Annotated in this window: 26 protein-coding genes and 1 tRNA gene; 2 read left to right on the forward strand and 25 right to left on the reverse strand. The window is 40.4% G+C overall.

The annotated features are described in order from the left end of the window. Nucleotides 1-10 precede the first annotated feature (10 nt). From coaBC to dapF, 6 genes are read right to left on the reverse strand one after another with little or no spacing between them, the layout of a single operon-like run. The gene (coaBC, locus tag VEB00_09135; GenBank protein HYF83174.1) at nt 11-1,207 is read right to left on the reverse strand and encodes a bifunctional phosphopantothenoylcysteine decarboxylase/phosphopantothenate--cysteine ligase CoaBC; all 1,197 of its coding nucleotides are present in this window, start codon (nt 1,205-1,207) and stop codon (nt 11-13) included. A gap of 24 nt (nt 1,208-1,231) precedes the next feature. Continuing rightward, nucleotides 1,232-1,441, reverse strand: a complete 210-nt coding sequence (gene rpoZ / locus VEB00_09140) for a DNA-directed RNA polymerase subunit omega (GenBank protein HYF83175.1) — start codon at nt 1,439-1,441, stop codon at nt 1,232-1,234. A 1-nt stretch (nt 1,442) separates the two neighbouring features. Then, entirely contained in the window at nt 1,443-2,054 is a 612-nt protein-coding gene (gene gmk, locus VEB00_09145; protein HYF83176.1) for a guanylate kinase, read from the reverse strand. Nucleotides 2,055-2,071: 17 nt separating this feature from the next. Then, nucleotides 2,072-2,350, reverse strand: coding sequence for a DUF370 domain-containing protein (locus tag VEB00_09150; GenBank protein HYF83177.1), 279 nt, complete (start codon nt 2,348-2,350; stop codon nt 2,072-2,074). A gap of 13 nt (nt 2,351-2,363) precedes the next feature. Then, nucleotides 2,364-3,248, reverse strand: a complete 885-nt coding sequence (locus VEB00_09155; GenBank protein ID HYF83178.1) for a YicC/YloC family endoribonuclease — start codon at nt 3,246-3,248, stop codon at nt 2,364-2,366. Between the two features lie 23 nt (nt 3,249-3,271). After that, on the reverse strand, nt 3,272-4,105 hold the full coding sequence (gene dapF / locus VEB00_09160; protein HYF83179.1) for a diaminopimelate epimerase: 834 nt from the start codon (nt 4,103-4,105) through the stop codon (nt 3,272-3,274). Nucleotides 4,106-4,346: 241 nt separating this feature from the next. On the opposite strand from dapF, the gene VEB00_09165 reads away from it, so the two are divergent. Then, nucleotides 4,347-6,104: an NFACT RNA binding domain-containing protein gene (locus VEB00_09165; protein HYF83180.1), complete on the forward strand. Its 1,758-nt coding sequence runs from the start codon at nt 4,347-4,349 to the stop codon at nt 6,102-6,104. A gap of 28 nt (nt 6,105-6,132) precedes the next feature. Here VEB00_09165 and VEB00_09170 read toward each other — a convergent pair whose 3' ends face one another. The 19 genes from VEB00_09170 to VEB00_09260 all read right to left on the reverse strand — a co-directional run bounded on the left by VEB00_09170 (nt 6,133) and on the right by VEB00_09260 (nt 21,509). Further along, nucleotides 6,133-6,810, reverse strand: coding sequence for a hypothetical protein (locus VEB00_09170; GenBank protein HYF83181.1), 678 nt, complete (start codon nt 6,808-6,810; stop codon nt 6,133-6,135). Between the two features lie 160 nt (nt 6,811-6,970). Further along, nucleotides 6,971-8,551 (reverse strand): sodium-dependent transporter, encoded by a 1,581-nt coding sequence (locus VEB00_09175; protein ID HYF83182.1) that lies wholly within the window; start codon nt 8,549-8,551, stop codon nt 6,971-6,973. A gap of 235 nt (nt 8,552-8,786) precedes the next feature. Beyond that, nucleotides 8,787-9,365 (reverse strand): orotate phosphoribosyltransferase, encoded by a 579-nt coding sequence (gene pyrE / locus VEB00_09180; protein HYF83183.1) that lies wholly within the window; start codon nt 9,363-9,365, stop codon nt 8,787-8,789. Between the two features lie 20 nt (nt 9,366-9,385). Beyond that, entirely contained in the window at nt 9,386-10,288 is a 903-nt protein-coding gene (locus VEB00_09185; protein ID HYF83184.1) for a dihydroorotate dehydrogenase, read from the reverse strand. Next, nucleotides 10,281-11,057 (reverse strand): dihydroorotate dehydrogenase electron transfer subunit, encoded by a 777-nt coding sequence (locus VEB00_09190; GenBank protein ID HYF83185.1) that lies wholly within the window; start codon nt 11,055-11,057, stop codon nt 10,281-10,283. The genes VEB00_09185 and VEB00_09190 overlap by 8 nt, the downstream gene beginning before the upstream one ends. Next, nucleotides 11,051-11,989, reverse strand: coding sequence for an orotidine-5'-phosphate decarboxylase (pyrF, locus tag VEB00_09195; GenBank protein HYF83186.1), 939 nt, complete (start codon nt 11,987-11,989; stop codon nt 11,051-11,053). The genes VEB00_09190 and pyrF overlap by 7 nt, the downstream gene beginning before the upstream one ends. An 11-nt stretch (nt 11,990-12,000) precedes the next feature. Continuing rightward, complete coding sequence (locus VEB00_09200) at nt 12,001-13,281, reverse strand: dihydroorotase (GenBank protein HYF83187.1); 1,281 nt, start codon at nt 13,279-13,281, stop codon at nt 12,001-12,003. A 45-nt stretch (nt 13,282-13,326) separates the two neighbouring features. Further along, a complete protein-coding gene (pyrR, locus tag VEB00_09205; GenBank protein HYF83188.1) occupies nt 13,327-13,866 on the reverse strand; it encodes a bifunctional pyr operon transcriptional regulator/uracil phosphoribosyltransferase PyrR in 540 nt (179 codons plus the stop codon). Between the two features lie 147 nt (nt 13,867-14,013). Then, nucleotides 14,014-14,952 (reverse strand): RluA family pseudouridine synthase, encoded by a 939-nt coding sequence (locus tag VEB00_09210; GenBank protein HYF83189.1) that lies wholly within the window; start codon nt 14,950-14,952, stop codon nt 14,014-14,016. A 102-nt stretch (nt 14,953-15,054) separates the two neighbouring features. Continuing rightward, nucleotides 15,055-15,504: a signal peptidase II gene (gene lspA / locus VEB00_09215; protein ID HYF83190.1), complete on the reverse strand. Its 450-nt coding sequence runs from the start codon at nt 15,502-15,504 to the stop codon at nt 15,055-15,057. A gap of 55 nt (nt 15,505-15,559) precedes the next feature. Beyond that, nucleotides 15,560-16,171, reverse strand: coding sequence for a TraR/DksA C4-type zinc finger protein (locus tag VEB00_09220; GenBank protein HYF83191.1), 612 nt, complete (start codon nt 16,169-16,171; stop codon nt 15,560-15,562). Nucleotides 16,172-16,196: 25 nt separating this feature from the next. Then, nucleotides 16,197-16,487: a DUF5665 domain-containing protein gene (locus tag VEB00_09225; GenBank protein HYF83192.1), complete on the reverse strand. Its 291-nt coding sequence runs from the start codon at nt 16,485-16,487 to the stop codon at nt 16,197-16,199. A gap of 116 nt (nt 16,488-16,603) precedes the next feature. Continuing rightward, complete coding sequence (gene aroF / locus VEB00_09230) at nt 16,604-17,422, reverse strand: 3-deoxy-7-phosphoheptulonate synthase (protein ID HYF83193.1); 819 nt, start codon at nt 17,420-17,422, stop codon at nt 16,604-16,606. 64 nt (nt 17,423-17,486) lie between these two features. Next, complete coding sequence (locus VEB00_09235) at nt 17,487-17,936, reverse strand: DivIVA domain-containing protein (GenBank protein ID HYF83194.1); 450 nt, start codon at nt 17,934-17,936, stop codon at nt 17,487-17,489. 16 nt (nt 17,937-17,952) lie between these two features. Continuing rightward, nucleotides 17,953-18,735: a YlmH/Sll1252 family protein gene (locus VEB00_09240; protein HYF83195.1), complete on the reverse strand. Its 783-nt coding sequence runs from the start codon at nt 18,733-18,735 to the stop codon at nt 17,953-17,955. Between the two features lie 11 nt (nt 18,736-18,746). Then, a complete protein-coding gene (locus VEB00_09245; GenBank protein HYF83196.1) occupies nt 18,747-19,028 on the reverse strand; it encodes a YggT family protein in 282 nt (93 codons plus the stop codon). Between the two features lie 23 nt (nt 19,029-19,051). After that, nucleotides 19,052-19,513 carry a cell division protein SepF gene (gene sepF / locus VEB00_09250; GenBank protein ID HYF83197.1) on the reverse strand — a complete coding sequence of 154 codons (462 nt, stop codon included), beginning with the start codon at nt 19,511-19,513 and terminating at the stop codon, nt 19,052-19,054. A gap of 12 nt (nt 19,514-19,525) precedes the next feature. Continuing rightward, the gene (locus VEB00_09255) at nt 19,526-20,227 is read right to left on the reverse strand and encodes a YggS family pyridoxal phosphate-dependent enzyme (protein ID HYF83198.1); all 702 of its coding nucleotides are present in this window, start codon (nt 20,225-20,227) and stop codon (nt 19,526-19,528) included. Nucleotides 20,228-20,240: 13 nt separating this feature from the next. Continuing rightward, nucleotides 20,241-21,509, reverse strand: a complete 1,269-nt coding sequence (locus tag VEB00_09260; GenBank protein ID HYF83199.1) for an HlyD family efflux transporter periplasmic adaptor subunit — start codon at nt 21,507-21,509, stop codon at nt 20,241-20,243. Between the two features lie 266 nt (nt 21,510-21,775). Here VEB00_09260 and VEB00_09265 point away from each other — a divergent pair. After that, nucleotides 21,776-21,852, forward strand: a tRNA-Pro gene (locus VEB00_09265). The last annotated feature ends 121 nt before the right edge of the window (nt 21,853-21,973 follow it).

A 21,973-nucleotide genomic window follows, 5' to 3' on the forward strand; every position in this document is an offset into this window, starting at 1 on the left:
AAGCGTACAGTTACGTACGCTTTATATCTCTTATTCTATCAAGAATTATATCCGCAACCTCATGTTTTTTCTTGAGCGGAATACTCTCTATATTTCCGTCCCTGTCAATAAGCGTTACTACATTGGTATCAGCAGCAAATCCTGCCCCTGTTTCATTCAAGTCGTTGGCTACAATGAAATCCAGATTTTTCTTTCTGACCTTGGAAGCCGCATTCTCAATAAGCTTCTCTGTCTCCATGGCAAAACCCACAATTATCTTGTCACCTTTGATTTTCCCCAATTCATAAAGTATGTCAGGGTTTTTTGTAAGTTTTAATTCAAGCTCATCATCTGACTTCTTAAGCTTCTGACTGTATGCAGCCTCTGGGGCATAATCAGCAACAGCAGCAGCCTTGACTGCAATATCGCATTCAGGGAAAAGCTCCATTACCTTGCTGTGCATTTCCTTTGCGGATACTACATCAAATCTTGTCACACCACAGGGTGTCTCAAGATTGGTCGGTCCTGAGACCAGATAAACCTTGGCGCCTCTCTTTGAAGCCCTCTCGGCAATTGCATAGCCCATTTTTCCTGTGGAGTGATTTGATATGAACCTTACAGGATCTATAGCCTCGCGTGTTGGACCAGCTGTTACTAATATGCTTTTGCCAGCCAAATCCTGCTTTAAGCTTAATGCATCTATAATAGCCCTTTCAATTACAGCAGGGTCAGCCATTTTACCTTTTCCAACATCACCGCAGGCCAGGCGTCCTTCTTCAGGTTCAACAAAACCATATCCCAGTTCCTTCAGAAGCTTAATATTCCTTTGAACCACGGGATTGTCATACATGTTGGTGTTCATAGCGGGAGCGAGTATTATCTGTGCTTTAGTTGCAATAGCAGTAATCGACAGCATATCATCTGCAATCCCGCATGCCAGTTTGCCAATGATGTTGGCAGTCGCAGGGGCAATCACAAATACATCAGCCAGCTTTGCCAGAGATATATGCTCTATCTCCCAATACTTTGGCGCTTCAAACATGTCTATAGACACCTGATTCAATGAAAGTGACTGGAAGGTAAGCGGTGTGACAAATTTGGAAGCTGAGTCCGTCATTATAACGTGTACCTCGGCGTCCAGCTTCTTGAGCCTGCTTACTAGCTCGCAAGCCTTATATGAAGCTATGCCTCCTGATACCCCCAGGACTATCTTCTTTCCTTTAAGCATTTTACTCACCTATATTCCAGTACACTAATCTTGTCTTTCCGGATTGTTTCTTTCATAGATAATCTTACTGTCGTTGATTTCATTTATTGCTATTGTAACCGGCTTATTTGAATCAACTTTTGTAAGCCTTGGCTGTCCATCTACCAGTTGTCTTGCTCGCTTTGCGACAGCAACCACAAGAGTGTACTTGCTGTCCACCTTTTCTAATAATGATGATAAAGTAGGATATATCATTTTACCCCTCCCTGAAATTATCAAAATCAGTCTTACACCTTTTTATTCTACATTTTTCTGCTGTGAGTATGCAGTCAAGTTTTGCTGCTGCATCCTTTAAGTCATCATTCACTACCACATAATCGTAATTATAGGCATATTTTACTTCATCAAATGCATTTTTCATCCTTTTGCAAATGTCCTGTTCAGTTTCTGTGCCACGACCTTCAATCCTCTTTCTCAGTTCTTCAAAGGAAGGAGGCATAATGAAAACAAATACAGCTTCTTCAAAGACATGCCTTACTTTCATTCCACCCTGAACATCTATCTCAAGTATTACACTTTTTCCTTCTTCAAGCTTATCCATGACATATTTCTTAGGAGTTCCATAATAGTTGTCATGAACCTTGGCATATTCGATAAACTCCCCATCCTCAGCCATTCTGCTAAACTCAGCTTTATCCTTGAAAAAGTAGTTGACCCCTTCAATTTCACCTTCCCGAGGCTTTCTGGTCGTAGCCGAAACAGAAAGCTCCAGTTTTGCATTGCTGATGCGAAGAAGTTCCCTGCAGATAGTGCCCTTGCCTGCACCTGAAGGTCCTGATATAACAATAAGCAGACCCTTGCTCTTCATATTCCCCTCCGCCTTGATTATTCCTCTGTAACGACCTCATCTGTTTCTTCTGCTTCACGGTCTATCAGCCTATGTGCCACCGTTTCAGGCTGTACAGCAGAAAGAATTATATGATCACTGTCTGTTATTATTACAGCTCTCGTCCTTCTGCCATATGTAGCATCAATAAGCATGCCCCTGTCTCTTGCTTCCTGTATTATTCTCTTTATTGGAGCTGACTCAGGGCTGACTATTGCAACCAGTCTATTGGCTGATACGATATTACCAAATCCGATGTTTATTAGTTTTATTCCCATGTTAAACCTCCAGTTATTCTATATTTTGCACTTGTTCCCTTATCTTTTCGATTTCTGTTTTGATGTTTATTACGTTATTTAATATTCCTAAATCCGTAATTTTCGAGCCTATTGTATTTACTTCCCTGTTCATTTCCTGAATGATAAAGTCCAGCTTCTTTCCAACAGATCCTTTGAAATTCAATGCTTTTCGCAGTTCTTCCATATGGCTCTCAAGCCTTACTATTTCTTCGTCAATGCCTGATTTATCAGCAAAAACTGCCACTTCTGTCAGAAGCCTGTTTTCATCAATTGGTATATCCTTTGTAAGTTCTTTTATTCTATCATATAGCTTGTTCTTGTATTCATCAACTATACTGTATGATTTTTCCTTGATGTTGGCTACAAAGCCTTTTACATACACAAGCTTTTCAAGAAGATCGTTCTTAAGTCTTTCTCCTTCGCGCTGCCTCATTTCTACCAGTGCATTGAAGGCCATTTCCAAAGCTGGCTTTAGTATAAGCCACAGCTCATCCATATCCATCTCAACAGTCTCAAGAGCCATAATGTCAGGAAATCTTGTAAGCAGGGACAAACTTATGTCATCCCTGATCCCGAACATCTCCTTGAGAGTGTTAAGAGAATCAACATATGCCTTTGCCAGGTCCGTGTCCAGCTTCACCTGTGAATTCTGTCCGAAGGTGTTATAGTTTATGTATACATCAACCTTACCCCTGCTTATCTTTTCGGTAACATACTCCCTTACCTTCTCTTCAAGTACTGACATAGCCCTTGGCATTCTGACAGATACGTCACTGTACCTATGATTGACAGACCTCACATCTACGGAAAATGTACTCGCACCCTGGCTAAATTCTCCTCTTCCAAAGCCCGTCATGCTCTTTATCAAATCTATCATCCTTCCGTCTTCTGTTAATTTTTTTACAGTTTATATACTCCCTCAAAAACCTCCACAGCCGGCCCCTCCATAAAAACGTCACCCTTATCCGGCCAGCTGATATTCAAGTCTCCGCCGCGCAGATGCACAAGCACACTGTTATGCAGCAGTCCGTTTATTACTCCGGCTACTACGCTTGCACATGCCCCGGTTCCGCAGGCGTAAGTGTAGCCTGCCCCTCTTTCCCAGGTTCTAAGAGTAATCTCCCTATCGTTTATTATCCTGACAAAGTTCACATTTGTTTTTTTAGGAAAAAATTCACTGCTTTCTATTGCTTTTCCATTCATTATAACAGCTTCATCCTCTAATTCATCAGTAAATACCACGGTATGCGGCACTCCCATAAGAAGGCTTGTTATTTTATATTCCCTTCTCCCTATGTTCACCTCATGTCCCACTATAGGGTCCTTTTCTATTGTACAGGGTATTCTCCCATTCTCAAAAATAGGCCTTCCCATATTTACCTTAATAGCATCAACGGTTCGGTCCTTTGTTATTATACCTGCTGTAAGTATTCCCGAGTCTGTTTCCACAATCATCTGATCCTTTTTTATACCTAGCTTTTCGTATGCAAATTTGGCGAAGCATCTTAAGCCATTTCCGCACATTCCTGCCCTACTGCCATCAGAGTTGTAAATAATCATTCTTATGTCAGCACAGCTGCTGTTTTCTGCCAATATCAAGCCATCAGCACCTATTCCGAAGAATCTCTGACACATTTTCTCGGCTAATTCAGCAGTTGCTTTTATGGAATTACTTCTGTTATCTACTAATACAAAGTCATTACCAAGACCATGATATTTATAAAAGTTTACCATAATACCTCCTGCATCATTATGCCTTCCCTGATTTATACTGTATTATATCATATAATTTCATAATTAAACATATATTACTCGCATTTTTTTAATTTACTTGATATATCTCTCATTTGCTATACTATGCATGGATTATCGGCTCCTTCTATTTACTGCAGTCATGATATTTGTGTGAATATAGTAAAAAAGCTTATTGAGTGCTATAATATATAAAGGTTTTCACACAAAGGAGGTGCATGAAATGCCTTTTGACGGTTCAGTAGTTAACTCTATTGTCCATGAATTAAATGACAGGCTGGTAAATGGGAAGATTGATAAAGTGTATCAGCCGGAAAAAGATGAGCTGTTGATATCTGTACGGAGCTATAAAGACACTCAGAAGCTGTTATTAAGCGCCAGCTCTACCTATCCCAAGGTGCACCTTACAGAGGAGAACAAATCCAATCCAACCGTAGCCCCTTCCTTCTGTATGCTTCTTAGAAAGCATCTCATAGGGGGTCGGATAATCGCTGTCAGGCAGCCGGAGTTTGAAAGAATAATAGAAATAGATATAGATTCTTTTGATGAGTTGGGTTACAGCACACACAAAACACTTATCGCAGAAATAATGGGCAGGCACAGCAATATCATTTTCATCGACAAGCCCACAAAAAGGATTATAGACAGCATTAAAAGAGTCAGCTTTGAGATAAGCAGTGTAAGAGAGGTTCTTCCGGGCAGGGAATACGAGTATCCCCCTTCAGGTGAAAAAATGAGCCCTCTAGATGTCCAAAAATCAGGCTTTCTGGAGGGAATTAAAAAAGTTCCGGTCAGCATAAAAGCAGAAAAATACCTAATAAACGCATATAATGGTATAAGCCCTGCAATAGCAAGGGATATATGCTTGATAGCAGGGATTGACTCTGATATTGACTTGAAACAGTGCGATAATGATCTTTTAAATAGACTCTACGCAGCTTTTGCGGAATTTCAGCAAGCTGTTCTTAACGCTTCCTTCAGACCCAATATAGTATACAAGGAAGGCAAGGCTGCTGATTTTTCATGCTTTGAGCTCTATATACACAAGGGCTATGACAGGCAGGGGTTCGCAAGCATTAGTGAGACAGTTGAAAGATTCTATCACGAAAAAGATCTAAAGGACAGAATGAAGCAGAAGTCCGGCGATATTCATAAAATCATAACCAACAGGCTGGATCGCTGCCATAAGAAGCTAGAGATACTGAGTGGGGAGCTTCAGGAGGCTGCTGATTCAGAAAAGTATAAAATATATGGTGACCTTATAATGTCCAATATATATGATCTGCAAAAGGGCCAGGAAAAAGCACGGCTCCAGAACTACTACTCTCCTGAGAGTGAATATATAGAGATCCCAATGGATGTCCAGCTTACACCTTCAGCTAACGCTCAGAGATACTACAAACACTATAACAAATCAAAAAATGCAATTAATAATATAAATGTTCAGATAGAAGAAAACAAACAGGAGATAATGTACTTGGAGACCCAGCTTGATAACCTGGACAAATGCACTGAGGAGCTGGAAATCGAAGAAATCAGAAATGAGCTGGCTGAGCAAGGCTATGTAAAAGCAAAGAAAGCGGGAAAGAACAAAAAGGTCAAAGCCTCCAGTCCTATGCGCTTCATATCCTCAACAGGCTTCGAGATATATGTGGGAAAGAACAATGTCCAAAACGACTACCTCACCCTTAAATTCGCAGTTAACCAGGATGTATGGCTTCATACAAAGGATATACCAGGCTCACATGTAATAATAAAAACCGAGGGTAAAGATGTGGATGATGCTACCCTTGAGGAAGCTGCCAACCTTGCCGCTTTTTACAGCAAGGGCAAGATGTCCTCTAAAGTGCCGGTAGACTACACACGAAGAAAGAATGTAAAAAAGCCGAGTGGTGCAAAACCCGGCATGGTGATTTATGAAAATAACTTCACTATATATATTACTCCTGATGAAGATAAGATTAACAATATGAAAAAGTAAAGCTGTTGGCTTAGGCCAACAGCTTCTTCTATATGAACATTTTTCTATACTTAATAGCACTGCGGAGTAAAACTATGGAGCTTGCAAGCATTACTACGCTTAGTCCAATACAAGCTATTGCCAAGTTCTGGGTAAACTCTATAGAGAAACCATAAGATTGCGCAAGCTGAGCTACAAAGGTGTCGAAGGTGCCTGTAGTCAGAGTTAAAACTGCATTCCTTATCCACACAACTGCAACCAGTATAGCCATAGGAACTACTGCCATTCCCATGTAAAGACCGTTCAATACTCTTTTCTTCATACCCTTCAATCCCATGTAAATTGGAATAGCAAATAAAATGGGCATTACGAAGGAAAAATACTGAGGTGCCAATACAAAAAATAACATACAGGTCAGCAGGAATGACTTCAATATAGTATTCAGTGGTTGTAAGTTGCCCTTAAAATCATAAGTAGCTGCTCCGCAATATCTCAGGTAGTACTCTACCTTTTTTTCTTGCTTAATATTGGATTCCTTCATAAGCTCTCTGCCTTTGTTCTTAAGGCTTTCATAAATCTCATCCATAGCTTCGGGAATCTCAAGTGTATTATATTCATTTATAATTGCTGTAATACTTTTTTCAAACTTTTCTTTCTTTCTACCGGAATATGTTTTATTTGTTTTTTTGCTTAATTCCTCTAGAACTGCAATCAAGTCCTTTTCCATGTGTTACCTCCAAAAAAACCCCCACCTTTGGAGTGGGGGTTATTTTTAATTCTTGCTATGTTTTAGTAATGCGCTGAGGGAAACTGCAATTGTTGCAATTATAATGCCCCAAGCCAAAACCATAAAAACCAATGCTCCACCTGACATATAAATTCCCTCCTTACTTTCTTATAGATACTTGACCGCTTTCTAATTCTACTGCGTATTTGTCCTTAATAGTCTTGTATGCCTGAACAAATCCGAATATCAATACCACAACCATTACAAGTCTTGCTCCCTGAACCCAAGGAATAAGAACTGGAGTTGCGGCAACGAAGTCTGGTACTAATTTAAAGTAACCAGCTTGGAAATTCTTTACTGTTGACCCAAAAAGAAGTATTATGATTGATACTGGTGTCAAGAACTGTATGAAACCTTTGTAGAACCAATCAGGAAGCTTCCAATAGCTGCCATTATTGATTTCTCCCAATGCATTCTTGCCATTCAACCATCCAACAACTATAGCCTCAAGTCCTCCAAGTACAACAAGTAGGTAAGTACCTACCCAGTTATCTAATTCTGAGAAGTATGCGAGGTCTGCAGTCTTTGTAAGGATTGGTTCCAAGGCTACTGGAAGACCAACTACTATATAGAGGAAGAATACAAGTAAAGAAGCTTTCTTCTTTGCCATTCCAAAGCTTTCTTCCAACAATGATACTATGTAGTTATACATAGCAACTGCAGAAGTTATACCGGCAAATGCAAGAAGTAAGAACCAGAAAGCGCCCATCAACTGTCCGCCTCCCATTGCTCTGAAGATGTTCGGCAGTGATATGAAGGATAAACCTATACTTGCCTGTAACCCTGCTTCTCCAAGGTATGTATAAGCTATCGGGATAGCTATTGTGCCGCCCATGATAACTTCGGCAGCTTCATTAAGACCTATTGTAGCAATACTTGATACTACTATATCATCGTCCGGCTTCAAGTATGAAGCGTAGTTACAAATGATGCCCATACCAAGTGACAGTGTGAAGAATATCTGTCCTGCTGCTGCAAGTGCTGAGTTCCAGTTCAAGTCAGCCCATCTTGGAGACCAGATAAAGTCAAGTCCTTTGATAGGAGACCAGTCTGGATTAACTGGTGTACCAAGTGTCAAGGTTCTTACTATAAGTATAGCACCAAATACATAAATTAGCGGCATCATGAACTTTGCAATAACCTCGATACCCTTTTGGATACCACCTGCTACTCCAAAATACAATATTCCAAGAGCCACTATCCAGAATGTGAATACCAATACTGGCGACTGAATATAGTTAACAAAGAATTCACCTGTGCTAACTGCTGGATCCATGTAGCCACCTGACAGTGACATAAATGCATAACCAAGTGTCCACCCAATTATATGGTTGTAATAACTGTTAACCAGCACTGTAACACCAAGTGCTATAGCACCCGCAAAGCCACCTAGTATTGCAGCTGTTTTTGGCTTTATGCCTTCTCTAGCCTGTAGGTATACCATCGGACCTAAGCTTCCATGACCATACTTGCCGCCGTACCTTCCAAGACTCCACTCAACAAACATCAAAGGAATACCCATAAGAATAAGTGCACCGAAATATGGAATCATGAATGAACCGCCACCGTTTTTAGCCGCTGTGTATGGATACCTCCAGAAGTTTCCAAGACCAACAGCATTACCGGCCATAGCTAAGATAAGACCAAGTTTACTTCCCCAGTTCTCTCTTTTTTCTGACATTAATTATACCTCCTTTTTGTTGTATTTATTATATAATACATAGATTTTTCATATAATTCAATAATCATTGTAAAATATTTAATTAAATATTAGCAAAATTTCGAACTTTTCATACTGGTTAATCCTCATATCCATTGATATTTCAGGGTGTGTAGGGTTTTATTGTTAAAATTATATTTTAAAATTTTTTTAAAATTTTATGAACAATAATTCACAAATTGATAAATTTTACGTTTTATTTTAAATTTCTGCTTCCAGGTTTTACCGCAACTGATCCGGATTTACACATCGGACATTCTTCTGGGTCGAAGGTATCTATATCTATTTTCACTGCACTCTTAAAGGGCACATCAAAAAGAGCTTTACCTCCACTTCTGTCGACTACACTTGCTACACCTACCACTTCTCCTCCTACTGCACGAACTACATTAATTACTTCCTTCACCGAACCTCCGGTTGTGATTACATCCTCTACCACCAGCACTCTTGCACCAGGATTTATTTCAAAACCTCTTCTCAAGGTCATAGCTCCATTTTCCCTCTCAGCAAAAAGTGCCCTTACTTCAAGCTGCCTTGCCACTTCATATGCCAGTATTATGCCCCCCACTGCAGGACCGATTACTATATCAATATCATACTCTTCATATTTTTCTGCCAAATCCTTGGATATTTCTGCACTCATGTCAGGATGCTGGAATATCTTTGCACACTGCATGTATTTATTGCTGTGCTTTCCGGAAGTGAGCAGGAAATGTCCTGACTGCAGTACACCTGATTTTTCAAGTATTTCATTCATCTTTTTTTTGTTAAGCATTTATTATCTCCTCCATTAACTTAAATTATATTCCCTTTTAACTCATGTATGCTGTTAAATTTATTTTTAACAAGATATTGTTCAAGCCCATCGCATATTTCAAGCGGTGCATAGGGGTTCACAAAGTTTGCAGTCCCTATGGATATGGCATCAGCGCCTGCTAGAATGAATTCTACGGCATCCTGCCAGCTGCTTATACCTCCCATTCCAATTATAGGTATTTTGACAGCTTGGGATACCTGCCATACCATTCTGACAGCCACCGGCTTCACCGCAGGTCCGGAAAGTCCGCCTACAACATTTGCCAGCACAGGCTTTCTGGTATTTATATCTATTGCCATGCCCAGCAATGTATTAATTAGTGATACCGCGTCAGCTCCGCCCTCCTGGGCAGCCGCTGCGATTTCCTTTATGTCGGTGACATTGGGGGACAGCTTTACTATTAGCGGAACCTTGCTGCATTCCTTTACCTTTCTGGTAATATTATACACAGAATCGCACTTGGTTCCAAAGGCAGCCCCACCTTCCTTCACATTGGGACAGGAGATATTCAGCTCTATTCCATCTACACGGTTTCCCAGGCGTTCGGTCATTCTGCAGTATTCTGCCACAGTGTTTCCAGCTATATTTGCAATAACTGCCACATCATACTGACGCAGGAAGGGAAGCTCCTTGTCAAGGAAGTATTCCACCCCGGGATTCTGTAGGCCTACGCTATTAAGCATGCCTGCTGGAGTTTCTGCTATCCTTGGGGGTTTATTCCCCTCTCGAGGTTCTAGGGTAAGCCCCTTTACAACAATTCCTCCAAGCTTGCTGAGATCATAAAACTTTGCATACTCCCTGCCAAAGCCAAAGGTTCCTGATGCTGTGATCACTGGATTCTTTAATTTGATGCCTGCAATATCCACTCGCATATCAGTCATTAAAATCCACCTCCGATGCATCAAATACAGGCCCGTCAGTACATACCTTCTTATAGTGCCATGAATCCCCTTCTTTTATTTTACATGCACAGACGAGGCACGCTCCAATTCCACAGCCCATCCTTTCCTCTATGGATACAAAGCACTGTACAGATTTACTCTCACAGAGCTCCTTCACCTTTTTCATCATTGCCTTTGGTCCACAGGTATAAACTACTTCGTATTTATCTATAGCCTTAAGAATATCTGTTACGTAACCCTTGCTTCCCATACTTCCATCCTCAGTTGCGATATGAAGCTCCTTGCATGCTGATTTGTATTCGGCTAGCTTAAATGTACTGCATTTGAACCCTAAATAAGCATCACAATCATCAAGGCTGTAAGCCAGTTCCAATAAAGGAGCCACCCCCATTCCACCTCCAACAACGGCGCACTTTTTACCAGTGAAAACAGGGAAGCCATTACCGAAAGGCCCCATTATATCAATTTCTGCGCTTGGTTTAAAGGCTGCCATTTCTTTTGTACCTCTTCCAAGGATTTGATATACCAAGGATATATAGCCCTTGTCTTTGATTACCCTGCTTATACTTACAGGCCTTCTTAAAAGTGGGTCCATACCCCTATTTGTCTTTATATGCAGGAATTGCCCCGGCTTAGCCTCCTGCGCTATTTCCGGGCACTCAACCACTATTTCAAATATATTCTGACACAGCTCTACGTTCTCTACTACTTTGCATATGTGCTGCACAGTCTTTTCAACTCCTACCATGCTATTTTCCCGGCTTTCACAAGCTCTTTATTTATATCATTCCTCATGGCAATTGCAGCCTCTCTGGCCGCCAATCCGAATTCTCTTTCACTGAATCTTCCCTTATACGCTTCGTTCTTATAGGCTGCTATAATCCCTCTTGAGGAATTTACGATGGCTCCAAGTCCATCCTCATTAAAACAAACCGCCACGTCCTCTGCAGTACCCCCCTGTGCTCCATAGCCGGGCACCAGAAAGTATACCTTCTTCATTATTTCCCTAAGCCTCATGCCATCACTTTTGAAGGTCGCTCCAACGACAGCCCCAATTGAGCTGTAGCCGTATTTTCCTATAAGGCTTTCCCCAAGCCTTACTACCAGATCTGCCACATGCTCATAAATCTTCTTACCTTCTGCTTCTAGGTCCTGTATATCTGCAGAAGACTTATTGGAGGTTTTAACAAGTACATAGATACCCTTTCCGTTTTTCTCACAATCCTTTACAAAGGGCATAATTGAGTCTGTACCCAAGTAAGGGTTTATAGTTATGCAATCGGTTTCCACCGACCACTCATTATTGCCCAGATAAAAATCCGAATAGGCTTCAGCGGTGGAGCCTATATCGCCTCTTTTTACATCTCCCACCACCAGCAAACCTTTTGTTTTTGCATATTCACAGGTTTTCATATAACATTCGAATCCAGCCGTGCCATACTGCTCATAAAACGCTATTTGCGGTTTTACTGCGGGTACTATGTCGTAGACACTATCTATTATCTCTTTGTTGAACCTGAAAAATGCTTCAGCAGCCACCAAGTCGCTTCTACCAGCTGACACCCCGGCATTAACCTCGTTTAAAATATGCTTTGGAACATAGTCAAGCCTTGGGTCCAGACCCACAACTGTGTGATTTTGACATTTTATGACCTTTTCAATCAGTTTATCTGTGAACAAGCAAATCCCTCCTATAATACATTTTCGTAAGCAATATTGCCTCCGACTATTGTGTACATAACATCTCCTGAATATTTCCTTCCGTGGAAGGGCGTGTTTTTCCCCTTGGATAAAAAGCTCTCCCTATCAATTGTGATTCTCCTTGCTATATCAACTATTACCAAGTCTGCAGCCATACCGTCTCTTATTTTTCCAGTCTCCAGCCTTAAGATATTTGCAGGGTTGCTGCTCATCTTGCCAGCCAGCTCCTTTAATGATAAAATTCCTGCTTCTACAAGCTCGGTATAACAAACCGAAAAAGCAGTCTCTATCCCTGATATCCCAAACGCCGAGCTGTAAAAGTCCTCTCCCTTTTCATCCTTATGATGTGGAGCATGATCAGTTGCAATTGCATCGATAGTGCCATCCTTCAAAGCCTCTTTCAGCGCCTTAATATCCCTTGACCTCCTAAGTGGCGGATTCACCTTGGAATCAGTGAAACCCGGCATTATGATATCTTCATCAAGTCCTATATGATGCGGTGTCACCTCGCAGGTAACCTTGACACCCCTATCCTTTGCTTCCCTTATTATTTTCACTGACCCTTCAGTACTTATATGGGCTATATGTATCCGGGAACCGGTCTCGCCCGCAAGCATTATGTCCCTCATAACATTCAGCTCCTCGGACAAAGGGTGTATGCCCTTGATACCCAGCTGCTCAGACTTCCTGCCGAAGTTTACAGCTCCACCCTCTGCAAGACTCAGCTCCTCGCAGTGGTCAATTAAAAGCCAGCCATTTGCATTAGCGGCAATAAGTGCTTCCCTCATAAATGCTGCCGTCATCACCGGCTTGCCATCATCAGAAAATGCAGCTGCTCCCATTTCTTTCAGCCTTTTCATATCTGTATGCTCTGTACTTTTCTGTCCCTTTGATATTGCTGCAATCGGATGCACATTCACAACCGCATCCTTTTTTATAATATCCAGCAGTCTGGAAAGGGAAGCTTCATCATCTATTACAGGTTTGGTATTAGGCATGCAGCAGACTGTAGTGTACCCTCCTCTTGCAGCGGCCCTTGTGCCTGAGTATACTGTCTCCTTATACTCAAAGCCCGGTTCTCTCAAATGAGTATGCATGTCTACGAAACCCGGCAGCACAGAATATCCACTTGCATCTATTACCTTATCTGCTTCCAGGTCTATAAGCGCCTCTATCCTTTTGATGATTCCATCTTCAATATAAATATCGTTGCTCCCTTGATAGTCATAGGCAGGATCTACTATACTGCAGTTCTTTATAAGCAATCTCATATAATCATCTCCTCTTCTGCAAGAAAAAAGAGTAGCAATAGAAAACTACTCATATTCTCCTAGCAATACTACATCCTTATCATCCGACTCCATTACATTTACAATAACTATTTCACTTCTTGATGTGGGAACATTCTTCCCAACATAGTCTGCTCTTATAGGCAGCTCTCTGTGCCCTCTGTCAACAAGCACTGCCAGCTGTATGCTCAAGGGTCTTCCGATATCCACAATGGCATCCATTGCAGCCCTCACTGTCCTTCCTGTATACAGCACATCATCGACAAGTATTACCTTTTTTCCGGTAATATTAAAGCTGATATCCGTGGTGCTGCCCCCAGGGGCATCCTGCAAATCCTTGATATCATCCCTATAACTGGTGATATCAAGTGAACCGACAGACAGTTCATTGCCCTCAATACCTTTTATTTTCTCACAGAGTCTTTTGGCAAGGGTGATTCCTCTTGTCTTGATTCCAAGCAGAACCAAGTCTTCAACGCCCTTGTTTCTTTCTATTATTTCATGAGCTATTCTTGTAAGTGCCCTATCCAATGCTTTTTCATCCATTATTTCGGTTTTAACCTTCATTTTTACGTCCTCCATGGTTAATCTTAAAAACAAAAAAAATCTGCTGTGAGGCAGATTAAAGGCGTTTTGCTATGAGCCCTTCCATGCCTCACTGGACAAGTTTAAAGGTTCGTTTTAATAGATTTTATCATAGCACTAATAATTTGTCTATAGGCTTTTACTCCTTAAAGTCCTCAGGATTTTCTCAAAGTAGTCAGGAAGAGGAGCTTCAAATTCAACATACTCATTTCTTGCAGGATGTATAAATCCAAGCAGCTTTGCATGCAGCAGCTGACCTTTTGTGTCAAACCTCTGCTTCTTGAAACCATATACAGTGTCTCCTACAACGGGATGCCCCAAATATGCCATATGTACTCTTATCTGATGTGTTCTGCCTGTCTCCAGGCTCGCTTCTATCAAGGTATGGTTTTCAAACCTCTCCAGCACCTTAAAGTGTGTAATAGCTTTTTTACCGTTTATGCTGACCACTGCCATCTGCTTTCTATCCTTTGTGTTCCTGCCAATAAGTGTTTCCACTCTTCCACTATCATTTTTCAATCTTCCTTCAAGGAGGGCAATGTACTTTCTGGTGATGCTATGCTCCTTTAGCTGATCTGATAATGAAAGATGCGCCACATTGGTCTTTGCTATCACAATTATACCTGAAGTATCCTTATCAATTCTATGTACGATACCAGGCCGCATTACCCCGTTTATTCCGGTAAGACTGTTACAGTCTGACAAACTTCCGCAGTGTTTTAGAAGTGCATTTACCACTGTGCCTGAGTAATTCCCATGGGCGGGATGCACCACCATGCCCTGAGGTTTGTTTATAATTATTATGTCATTATCTTCATGCACTATGTCCAGCGCAATATTCTCAGGCTCTACCTCCAAGTTCACAGGGTCTGGAATGACAGCCTCCACTTGGTCTCCATTACGAAGTTTAAAGTTGGATTTTGCACTCTTTCCGTTGACCTTGCAGTGCCCTTCATCTATGAGCTTCTGCATGTATGTCCGGGAATAGCCTTCTATTTTTTCTGAAAGGAAGGAATCCAGCCTTTTCCCTGCTTCCTCCAACTCAATATTAAATTTACTAACCTCCACAAATATCACCTCTTGTACGGGCGATTCATGAATCGCCCCTACCTTTCTCGTGCCACGTCCCCAGGCCAAAAATCCCCGCACCTCGAACCTCGTACCCCGTATCTATATATTTATACTCTTGTCAAAAACAAGAATCAGACTGAGAAGTATAGCCCCTACCACTATTGCCGAATCCGCAAGGTTAAAAACCGGAGGGAATATGGTAAATGAAAAATAGTCTACAACATAACCAAGTCTTATTCTATCAATAAGATTACCTATTGCGCCTCCAAGAATTAAGGACATGCATATTGTCATAGGGACACTTTTATTATGAAACTTGTAAATAACAAATGCGATCACTACTGATATAATGCATTGGGTAATTATGAAAAACACGGTTTTATTTTTGAACATCCCAAAGGCTATCCCATAGTTTTCTACATAAATAAAGTGAAAGAAGCCATTTATTACCGTAATCGGTCCATTTGCCAACGCTTTCACCAGCACATTCTTTATAATCTGGTCCAGAGCAATAACAGCAGCTGCAATGAAAATAGGATACAATGCCATTCCCCCTTAAATACAATTAAATTCTGCATTTAAGATTATATCATAAATATGAATACTATTCCAATTGCTTCTTATACTGCGTATTGCTTATTTGCTCCACCTCTTCAACATATCCCTCGGCCTCATCCTCCTCACCATATTCATTATCCGACATTCTCACGTTGTATTCGTTTACTTCCTCCCAAGCATCTTCACCATCATATTCTACTTTATCCTCAACGGAGTTGTCTGTGAAAGACCTTCCAAAGGGTGGGAAAAGTACTTGTTCCTCTATAGGTCTGCCCTTCTCCTCATCGTCTATCTTCTGTTCCATATCATTTTCACAATGAATGCACAAACGAGTGTATGGCCTTACCTCCAGCCTATCCTTGTTGATTTCGCTATGGCATACCTCGCATATACCGAAAGTGCCATCTTCTATCTTGTTTAGAGCTACTTGAACCTCGCTTAAAAGGAATTTTTCCCTCGTCCTGAAGGATAAGTTTTTCTCAGCTTCATAGGTTTCAGTTCCCAAGTCTCCGGGGTGGTTATCATAAGATGAAAGCTCACTGGTCAAATCCCTTATAGAAATTCCATAGCCCATCCCATCATCCTTTATAAAATCCTCCCTTTCTTCCTTCTCTATCTTAAGAAGCTCTTCATAATGCTTTAAGTCCTTCTCATCCATATCTATGGCCTCCTCTATATTCTCTTCATAAATGATCCTGTACTATCTTTACTACCTCTGCTATAAATCCCCCAATGAAAGGGAGATTTAAGAGCACTGCCTGCCTCATGAGGTAGAGCACAACTGCTCCAAGAACTGTAAAACCAATTGCTGTTCCAAACCCCCTAGCCAAGCCTCCGATGAAATTATTCAGGAGAAGAGTTTTGGGCTTAGTCATGATATTGACATAATCTCCTATTTTGGCCTTTTCCAGTAGAAGTGCGATTTTCTCTACCCTACTTTCCAGTTCCTTAACTTCAGTATTATCAATACCCATATATCCCTCCTGAAGTAATATGTTTCGCGAAAAACATTTCAAAAAAACAAGTCATGAAATATTCCATAATTGAAATACTTCATGACTTTATATTATCTATATTTGTTTATAAATATTCATTTCTTACGAATGTCTAAGAAGCACTCCTTGGTCTCTCTAAGTTTCCCAGATATTTCCTTGAACTCTGAAAGCCCTAAAGATTGTTCCCCATCTGAAAGTGCATTTTCCGGACACGGATGCACTTCGATCATAACTCCATCAGCTCCGGCAGCCATAGATGCCAAGGACATGGGGAGTATCAAATCCCTTCTCCCAGTAGCATGACTTGGATCAACTATAACCGGAAGCTTGCATAAGCTCTTCAAAATAGGCACCGCAGCAATATCAAGAGTATTTCTTGTATAATCCTCAAAGGTCCTTATACCCCTTTCACAAAGCACGATATTGTCATTTCCTTCCGAGGCTATGTATTCCGCCGCCATAAGGAAATCTTCTATAGTCGCTGCCATTCCTCTTTTCAGAAGCACAGGCTTGTCGGATTTGCCCACTTCCTTTAAAAGTGCGAAGTTCTGCATATTTCTTGAGCCTATTTGAAACATATCTATATAGCTATATAAAAGTTCTATATCCCTTGGATCCATAAGTTCTGATACAACAGGCAGACCTGTTCTAGCAGAAGCCTGCTTTAGGTACCCAAGGCCTTCCTCCTTTAGCCCCTGAAAGGCATAGGGCGAGGTCCTCGGTTTGAAAGCTCCGCCTCTCAGAATCACCGCACCGTTTTCCTTAATCCAGCTGGAGGTCTCTATAAGCATTTCCAAGTTTTCAACAGAGCAAGGGCCTGCAATAATAGCAAAATCCCCATCTCCAATGGAAACATCCTTCACTTTTACCACTTTTCTATCGTTATTCTCTCTGGCAATATACCTGAGCTCCATCTTGTTGTCCTCCTACCCATGACAAAACTCTTTCACAGCTTTGCGAAAGAGCCCTCAAATACCTTTATATATCCTTCAAGGTTGCATTAAGCGCTTCAAGCTCAGACTGCAAAAGTGTCTTGAACCTTGTCTTAAAAACCTGAACTTCCTTCTTCAATTCTTCATAGTCCCTATTAATCTTTATAACACTGCTGTTAGCGTCTTCTACAATCCTTCGGGCCTGCTCTTCTGCTTCTTTAATAATCATATCTGACTTTTTTCTTGAATTTGCTACTATATCCTCAGCAGTTGTCTGTGCAATCAAAAGAGTGTTCTGCAAGGATTTTTCCATACTATTATAGCTTTCAATACGTTCATTATCAATGGATATCCTGTCCTTAAGCTCACCGTTTTCTCTGTATATCCTCTCATAATCCGCTATAACCTTATCCAGAAATTCATCAACTTCGTCTTCCTTATATCCTTTGAAGCCTTTTTTGAATTCCTTGTTGCGTATATCCATTGGGGTTATCATATTCTCTCGACCTCCATCACAGGTATTTCTTAATCACGACTCTGATTCTATCCTTCTTAGTGGTGCCAGATACTTCTTCAAGCACAATCCGGCCTTTTCCCCTTAGCGATATTACATCCCCCTGCTTCATTTCCTTAGAAGAACTTGATGCATCCTCCCAGTTAACCTTTACCTTGCCGCTTTTCACTATTTCCACAGCTTTTGCCCTGGAAACGCCGTAGCCGGTGGTTATCAGGCTATCCAGCCTAAGAGATGCAACAGTAGATGTTATAAGCTTTACCTCTTCTTCTTTTTTCTGTGCCTCGTTTGTTTCCGTCACACTTACAGCTGTATTGCCTACTTTGTTTAGGTTATACAGCAGGTATCTGGAAATATCAGCCATACAAGCTACATATGCCCTGTCTTCATCTAAAATAATATCTCCAACCTTTTCCCTTTTTATTCCGCATCCTAAAATGCTTCCCAAAAAGTCCCTGTGAGCTAACCTTTTGCTGCTTTTACTCCAGGTTATGGATAGTATCACAACTGGAATGTCCTCTTCTTCTATCTGGTAATTCTCATCATAAATTACACAGACAGCCCTTTCACTGTCTTCAATACCGCCAAAAAAGCCGAAGCTTATGCCCTTCTGCATTCCCAGTATGTCTTCAGCTATTTTCTGTTGTCTGGGGTCCAGAAAATCCGTATGCCTGGAGCTATACCCTGCTGTGCAAGTCTTTGCATATTCCAGAAGCTCGTTTACCAGTACCCGGTCCTCATATTCCTTATACCTGTCCAATATCAGCCTATTATCCCTCACAAAGCTACCTCTTACAAGAATGTGTATATGAGTGTAAGGAGCAGAGGCTTCACTATATAGTAAAGAAATAATAACGATATAATCGGTGAAAAGTCAATATTGCCTGAACTTAATCCCAGCTTGCTGGTAAGTTTTCTGAATGGTTCAAGCACAGGATCAGTCAATTGGTATACCAATACTATAAGCTTATTGTTAGGATTATAATTGAACCATGATAAAAATACTCTTATTAGTATCATCAAATTAAGAAATTCAAAAAAGTATGATACTGTTGTCGCCAAAACAATTTTCATCTAACCACTCTCATTCTTTAAAATTACTTAAGCCAGCTAAAAATACCTTCCAGGTCAAAATCCTCATCACCCATTGAATTCTTTATATTCCCCAGCACATCTACATTAGATGGGGCAGCCAGCACTATGCCGTTTGAAACCTTTTGTATAGTACCATCCAGCGCATATACAGCACCGCTTATAAAGTCTACCATTCTTTTGGCAACTTCCTTATCCATGTCCTCGAAATTGATAATTATCGGCTTTTTGCTCTTAAGGTCATCACAGATGGATTGAACCTCGTCATAGGAGGTGGGTTCCACCAGCACTACCTTCATTGGTGAAGTCGCGGAATGTATGTTCACTACATTACTCTTCTTATGTATACTTGTAGTAACTGCTTCTATCTGAGGCTTAGTAATTGATTCTACCTCTTCATGCTCATCTTCAGCGGCTTCTCCTATTCCCATGAAATAAAGTACTTTGTTTAAAATATTGGACGCCATCAATATACCCCCTTACTTATTATTATAATTCCTTGCTCCGAAAATTCCTGTCCCAATCCTTACCATATTGGAGCCCTCTTCAATTGCCAGCTTATAGTCGTTAGTCATTCCCATGGATAAATATTTCATCTCCACATTGGGAGTATCGACTTTTGCCAACATATCAAACTTTTCTTTAAGCTGTCTGAATACCGGCCTGACAAACTCTGTATCTTCATAGTGAGGGGCAATGGTCATAAGCCCCTTTACTCTGATGCCTCCAAGCTGCGACAGCTGCTTTATAAAGCTGTCAATTTCACCATACTCAATACCGAACTTTGTTTCTTCTTCTGCCACATTAACCTGTACAAGTACATCTTTTACAAGTCCGGCCTTTTCTGCTCTCCTGCTAATTCCTTCTGCAAGGCTGATGCTGTCAAGAGAATGAATAAGTGCTACCTTGTCTATTATATATTTTACCTTATTGGTTTGTAAATGCCCTATAAGGTGCCAATTTACATTTTTATCAATATTATCAAACTTAGCTATTACCTCTTGCACTTTATTCTCGCCAATATTTTGTATTCCACACCCTATGGCATAATTGATCCTATCTGTGTCTATAGTCTTGGTCACGGCTACTATTGTTACACTGTCAGGGTCTTTGCCTGTTCTTATGCAAATATCCCTAATATCCCGGGATATGCTGCTTATATTGTCTCTAATTTCCTGCAAAGTAAAACCCCTCCTATATTTTATCGGTTAAAACCTGATTCTCCTTAACCCTTTTGGTAGTAGTAATTACTTCATCAAATATCCTCAAAGGCTCATAGCTCGCTTTATAGCTCGATTCTTCCTTACTGAGATTTTTCACAAGGCACCGGTCTTCACCTTCAGTCATAACTGCAACAGGCACAAATTTGACCATCCCGCTTCTCAGTACATATACTCCCTTGATATTTTCCTTTACCACTATAGCCTTGGAAGGGACCGTGAAGCCTTCATTATAATCCTTTATAATATCCATGTCAGCGATTCTTTTCTTGTAAAAATCATTGACATGCTCACTTATCTTTATTATCAACAAGCAGGTGTCACCCTCCGGCGGTGATATTTCATACACCTCGCCACTTACCTCAACATTTACGAATTCAGCGAACCTGAGTTTGATTCTTTTGCCTGCCTTCAAGTCCTTTGCTATATCTGTGCCTATCATGCTGCAGGTGTACCATTCAAAATTGTCTACTACCTTGACTCCTACAACAGTACCTTTACCTGTATTACTTTTTTTGCTGTTTAGCGAATTTACTATTTCCCTGATATTGCTTAGTTTGAAGTCCTTGATATTTGCCGGACTCAATATCTGCTCATAGCCATCCAGACTGTAGCTTACAACGCCGGCTGCCTGGGCATAGATAACATCGGTATTGTTCTTGTATATACCTTCTAAAGTGGCCTTTTCCTTTTGAAGCTGCTCAACGTTCTTTCCAAAGAAGCTTCCATTCCCATAAATCAAGGATTTTTTATACAGGTTTGCAGTCAAATCATTTTTCACAGTATCAAGCTTTTCAAAATCACCAGATTTGGCTAAATTCTTAAGTTCAGCAACTTTTTCATTTATCTGGCTCTCAATTTTCTCCTTGTCTTCGGAGAAAAAGTTGTTGTTGATATCCGATTGCTTTATTTCATTTAACCTGTCATCCAATTGTTTTATCTTAATTGCAATATTCTCATCTGCCTGATTATTTTTAATTATCTCCAATATCTTCTTACCTAAGGAAACTTTTTCGCCTTCATTGACCTTATAGCTTATGTCTACACCAGCAGGAAGCGTTGTAGTAGTCTCATTCCTGACGAATAATGCCTTAGTATGTATTGAATTCTCTATAGAGTCATATTTTACTATATCAGTCTCAATATTGAAAAACATAAATCTAATTAAATATGATAAGCAAATAATAAAAAACAATACAGGAAATATATAAACTGATGACATTTTACTTTTTTTTGCTCTCATTATATTCGAGACTCCTTGTCTGGTAAACAAAACCGATTAAAGCTATTTATATTAACATAATTAGTTATATATTTCTCCACTAGTTCATATAATCCTGCAAAAAATAAACAATTTATTAAAATAGTGCTAGCTACCTATTGAAATAGTTCTTAAGGATGTATATATATTGAAAATTCTGGGATACTCATATATGCAACAAAATATGGTATTGAAATCCGAGTGCTTTTATGATATATTTTATAGGTATCAGAAATGATATCATATGTCTGGGTGTGGCGCAGCTTGGTAGCGCGCTTGAATGGGGTTCAAGAGGGCGCAGGTTCAATTCCTGTCACCCAGACCATCTAAGTAATATATAGCTCAACAACCTTAACGGTTTGTTGGGCTTTTGTTTTATCCTATGAAACTCATTTTTTGTCTTTGAAAACATAAAAAACCGTGTATAATCAACAGATATACACGGT

The organism is Clostridia bacterium, assembly GCA_035628995.1.
In the GTDB taxonomy this organism is placed as follows: domain Bacteria; phylum Bacillota; class Clostridia; order Lutisporales; family Lutisporaceae; genus BRH-c25.

Excerpts from the sequence above, each read along its gene's own strand:
- coaBC (HYF83174.1), bottom strand. The coding sequence starts at position 1,207 with ATGCTTAAAGGAAAGAAGATAGTCCTGGGGGTATCAGGAGGCATAGCT.
- rpoZ (HYF83175.1), bottom strand. The coding sequence starts at position 1,441 with ATGATATATCCTACTTTATCATCATTATTAGAAAAGGTGGACAGCAAG.
- gmk (HYF83176.1), bottom strand. The coding sequence starts at position 2,054 with ATGAAGAGCAAGGGTCTGCTTATTGTTATATCAGGACCTTCAGGTGCA.
- VEB00_09150 (HYF83177.1), bottom strand. The coding sequence starts at position 2,350 with ATGGGAATAAAACTAATAAACATCGGATTTGGTAATATCGTATCAGCC.
- VEB00_09155 (HYF83178.1), bottom strand. The coding sequence starts at position 3,248 with ATGATAGATTTGATAAAGAGCATGACGGGCTTTGGAAGAGGAGAATTT.
- dapF (HYF83179.1), bottom strand. The coding sequence starts at position 4,105 with ATGGTAAACTTTTATAAATATCATGGTCTTGGTAATGACTTTGTATTA.
- VEB00_09165 (HYF83180.1), top strand. The coding sequence starts at position 4,347 with ATGCCTTTTGACGGTTCAGTAGTTAACTCTATTGTCCATGAATTAAAT.
- VEB00_09170 (HYF83181.1), bottom strand. The coding sequence starts at position 6,810 with ATGGAAAAGGACTTGATTGCAGTTCTAGAGGAATTAAGCAAAAAAACA.
- VEB00_09175 (HYF83182.1), bottom strand. The coding sequence starts at position 8,551 with ATGTCAGAAAAAAGAGAGAACTGGGGAAGTAAACTTGGTCTTATCTTA.
- pyrE (HYF83183.1), bottom strand. The coding sequence starts at position 9,365 with ATGCTTAACAAAAAAAAGATGAATGAAATACTTGAAAAATCAGGTGTA.
- VEB00_09185 (HYF83184.1), bottom strand. The coding sequence starts at position 10,288 with ATGACTGATATGCGAGTGGATATTGCAGGCATCAAATTAAAGAATCCA.
- VEB00_09190 (HYF83185.1), bottom strand. The coding sequence starts at position 11,057 with ATGGTAGGAGTTGAAAAGACTGTGCAGCACATATGCAAAGTAGTAGAG.
- VEB00_09200 (HYF83187.1), bottom strand. The coding sequence starts at position 13,281 with ATGAGATTGCTTATAAAGAACTGCAGTATAGTAGATCCTGCCTATGAC.
- pyrR (HYF83188.1), bottom strand. The coding sequence starts at position 13,866 with ATGAAGGTTAAAACCGAAATAATGGATGAAAAAGCATTGGATAGGGCA.
- lspA (HYF83190.1), bottom strand. The coding sequence starts at position 15,504 with ATGGCATTGTATCCTATTTTCATTGCAGCTGCTGTTATTGCTCTGGAC.
- VEB00_09220 (HYF83191.1), bottom strand. The coding sequence starts at position 16,171 with ATGGATGAGAAGGACTTAAAGCATTATGAAGAGCTTCTTAAGATAGAG.
- VEB00_09225 (HYF83192.1), bottom strand. The coding sequence starts at position 16,487 with ATGGGTATTGATAATACTGAAGTTAAGGAACTGGAAAGTAGGGTAGAG.
- aroF (HYF83193.1), bottom strand. The coding sequence starts at position 17,422 with ATGGAGCTCAGGTATATTGCCAGAGAGAATAACGATAGAAAAGTGGTA.
- VEB00_09235 (HYF83194.1), bottom strand. The coding sequence starts at position 17,936 with ATGATAACCCCAATGGATATACGCAACAAGGAATTCAAAAAAGGCTTC.
- VEB00_09245 (HYF83196.1), bottom strand. The coding sequence starts at position 19,028 with ATGAAAATTGTTTTGGCGACAACAGTATCATACTTTTTTGAATTTCTT.
- sepF (HYF83197.1), bottom strand. The coding sequence starts at position 19,513 with ATGGCGTCCAATATTTTAAACAAAGTACTTTATTTCATGGGAATAGGA.
- VEB00_09260 (HYF83199.1), bottom strand. The coding sequence starts at position 21,509 with ATGAGAGCAAAAAAAAGTAAAATGTCATCAGTTTATATATTTCCTGTA.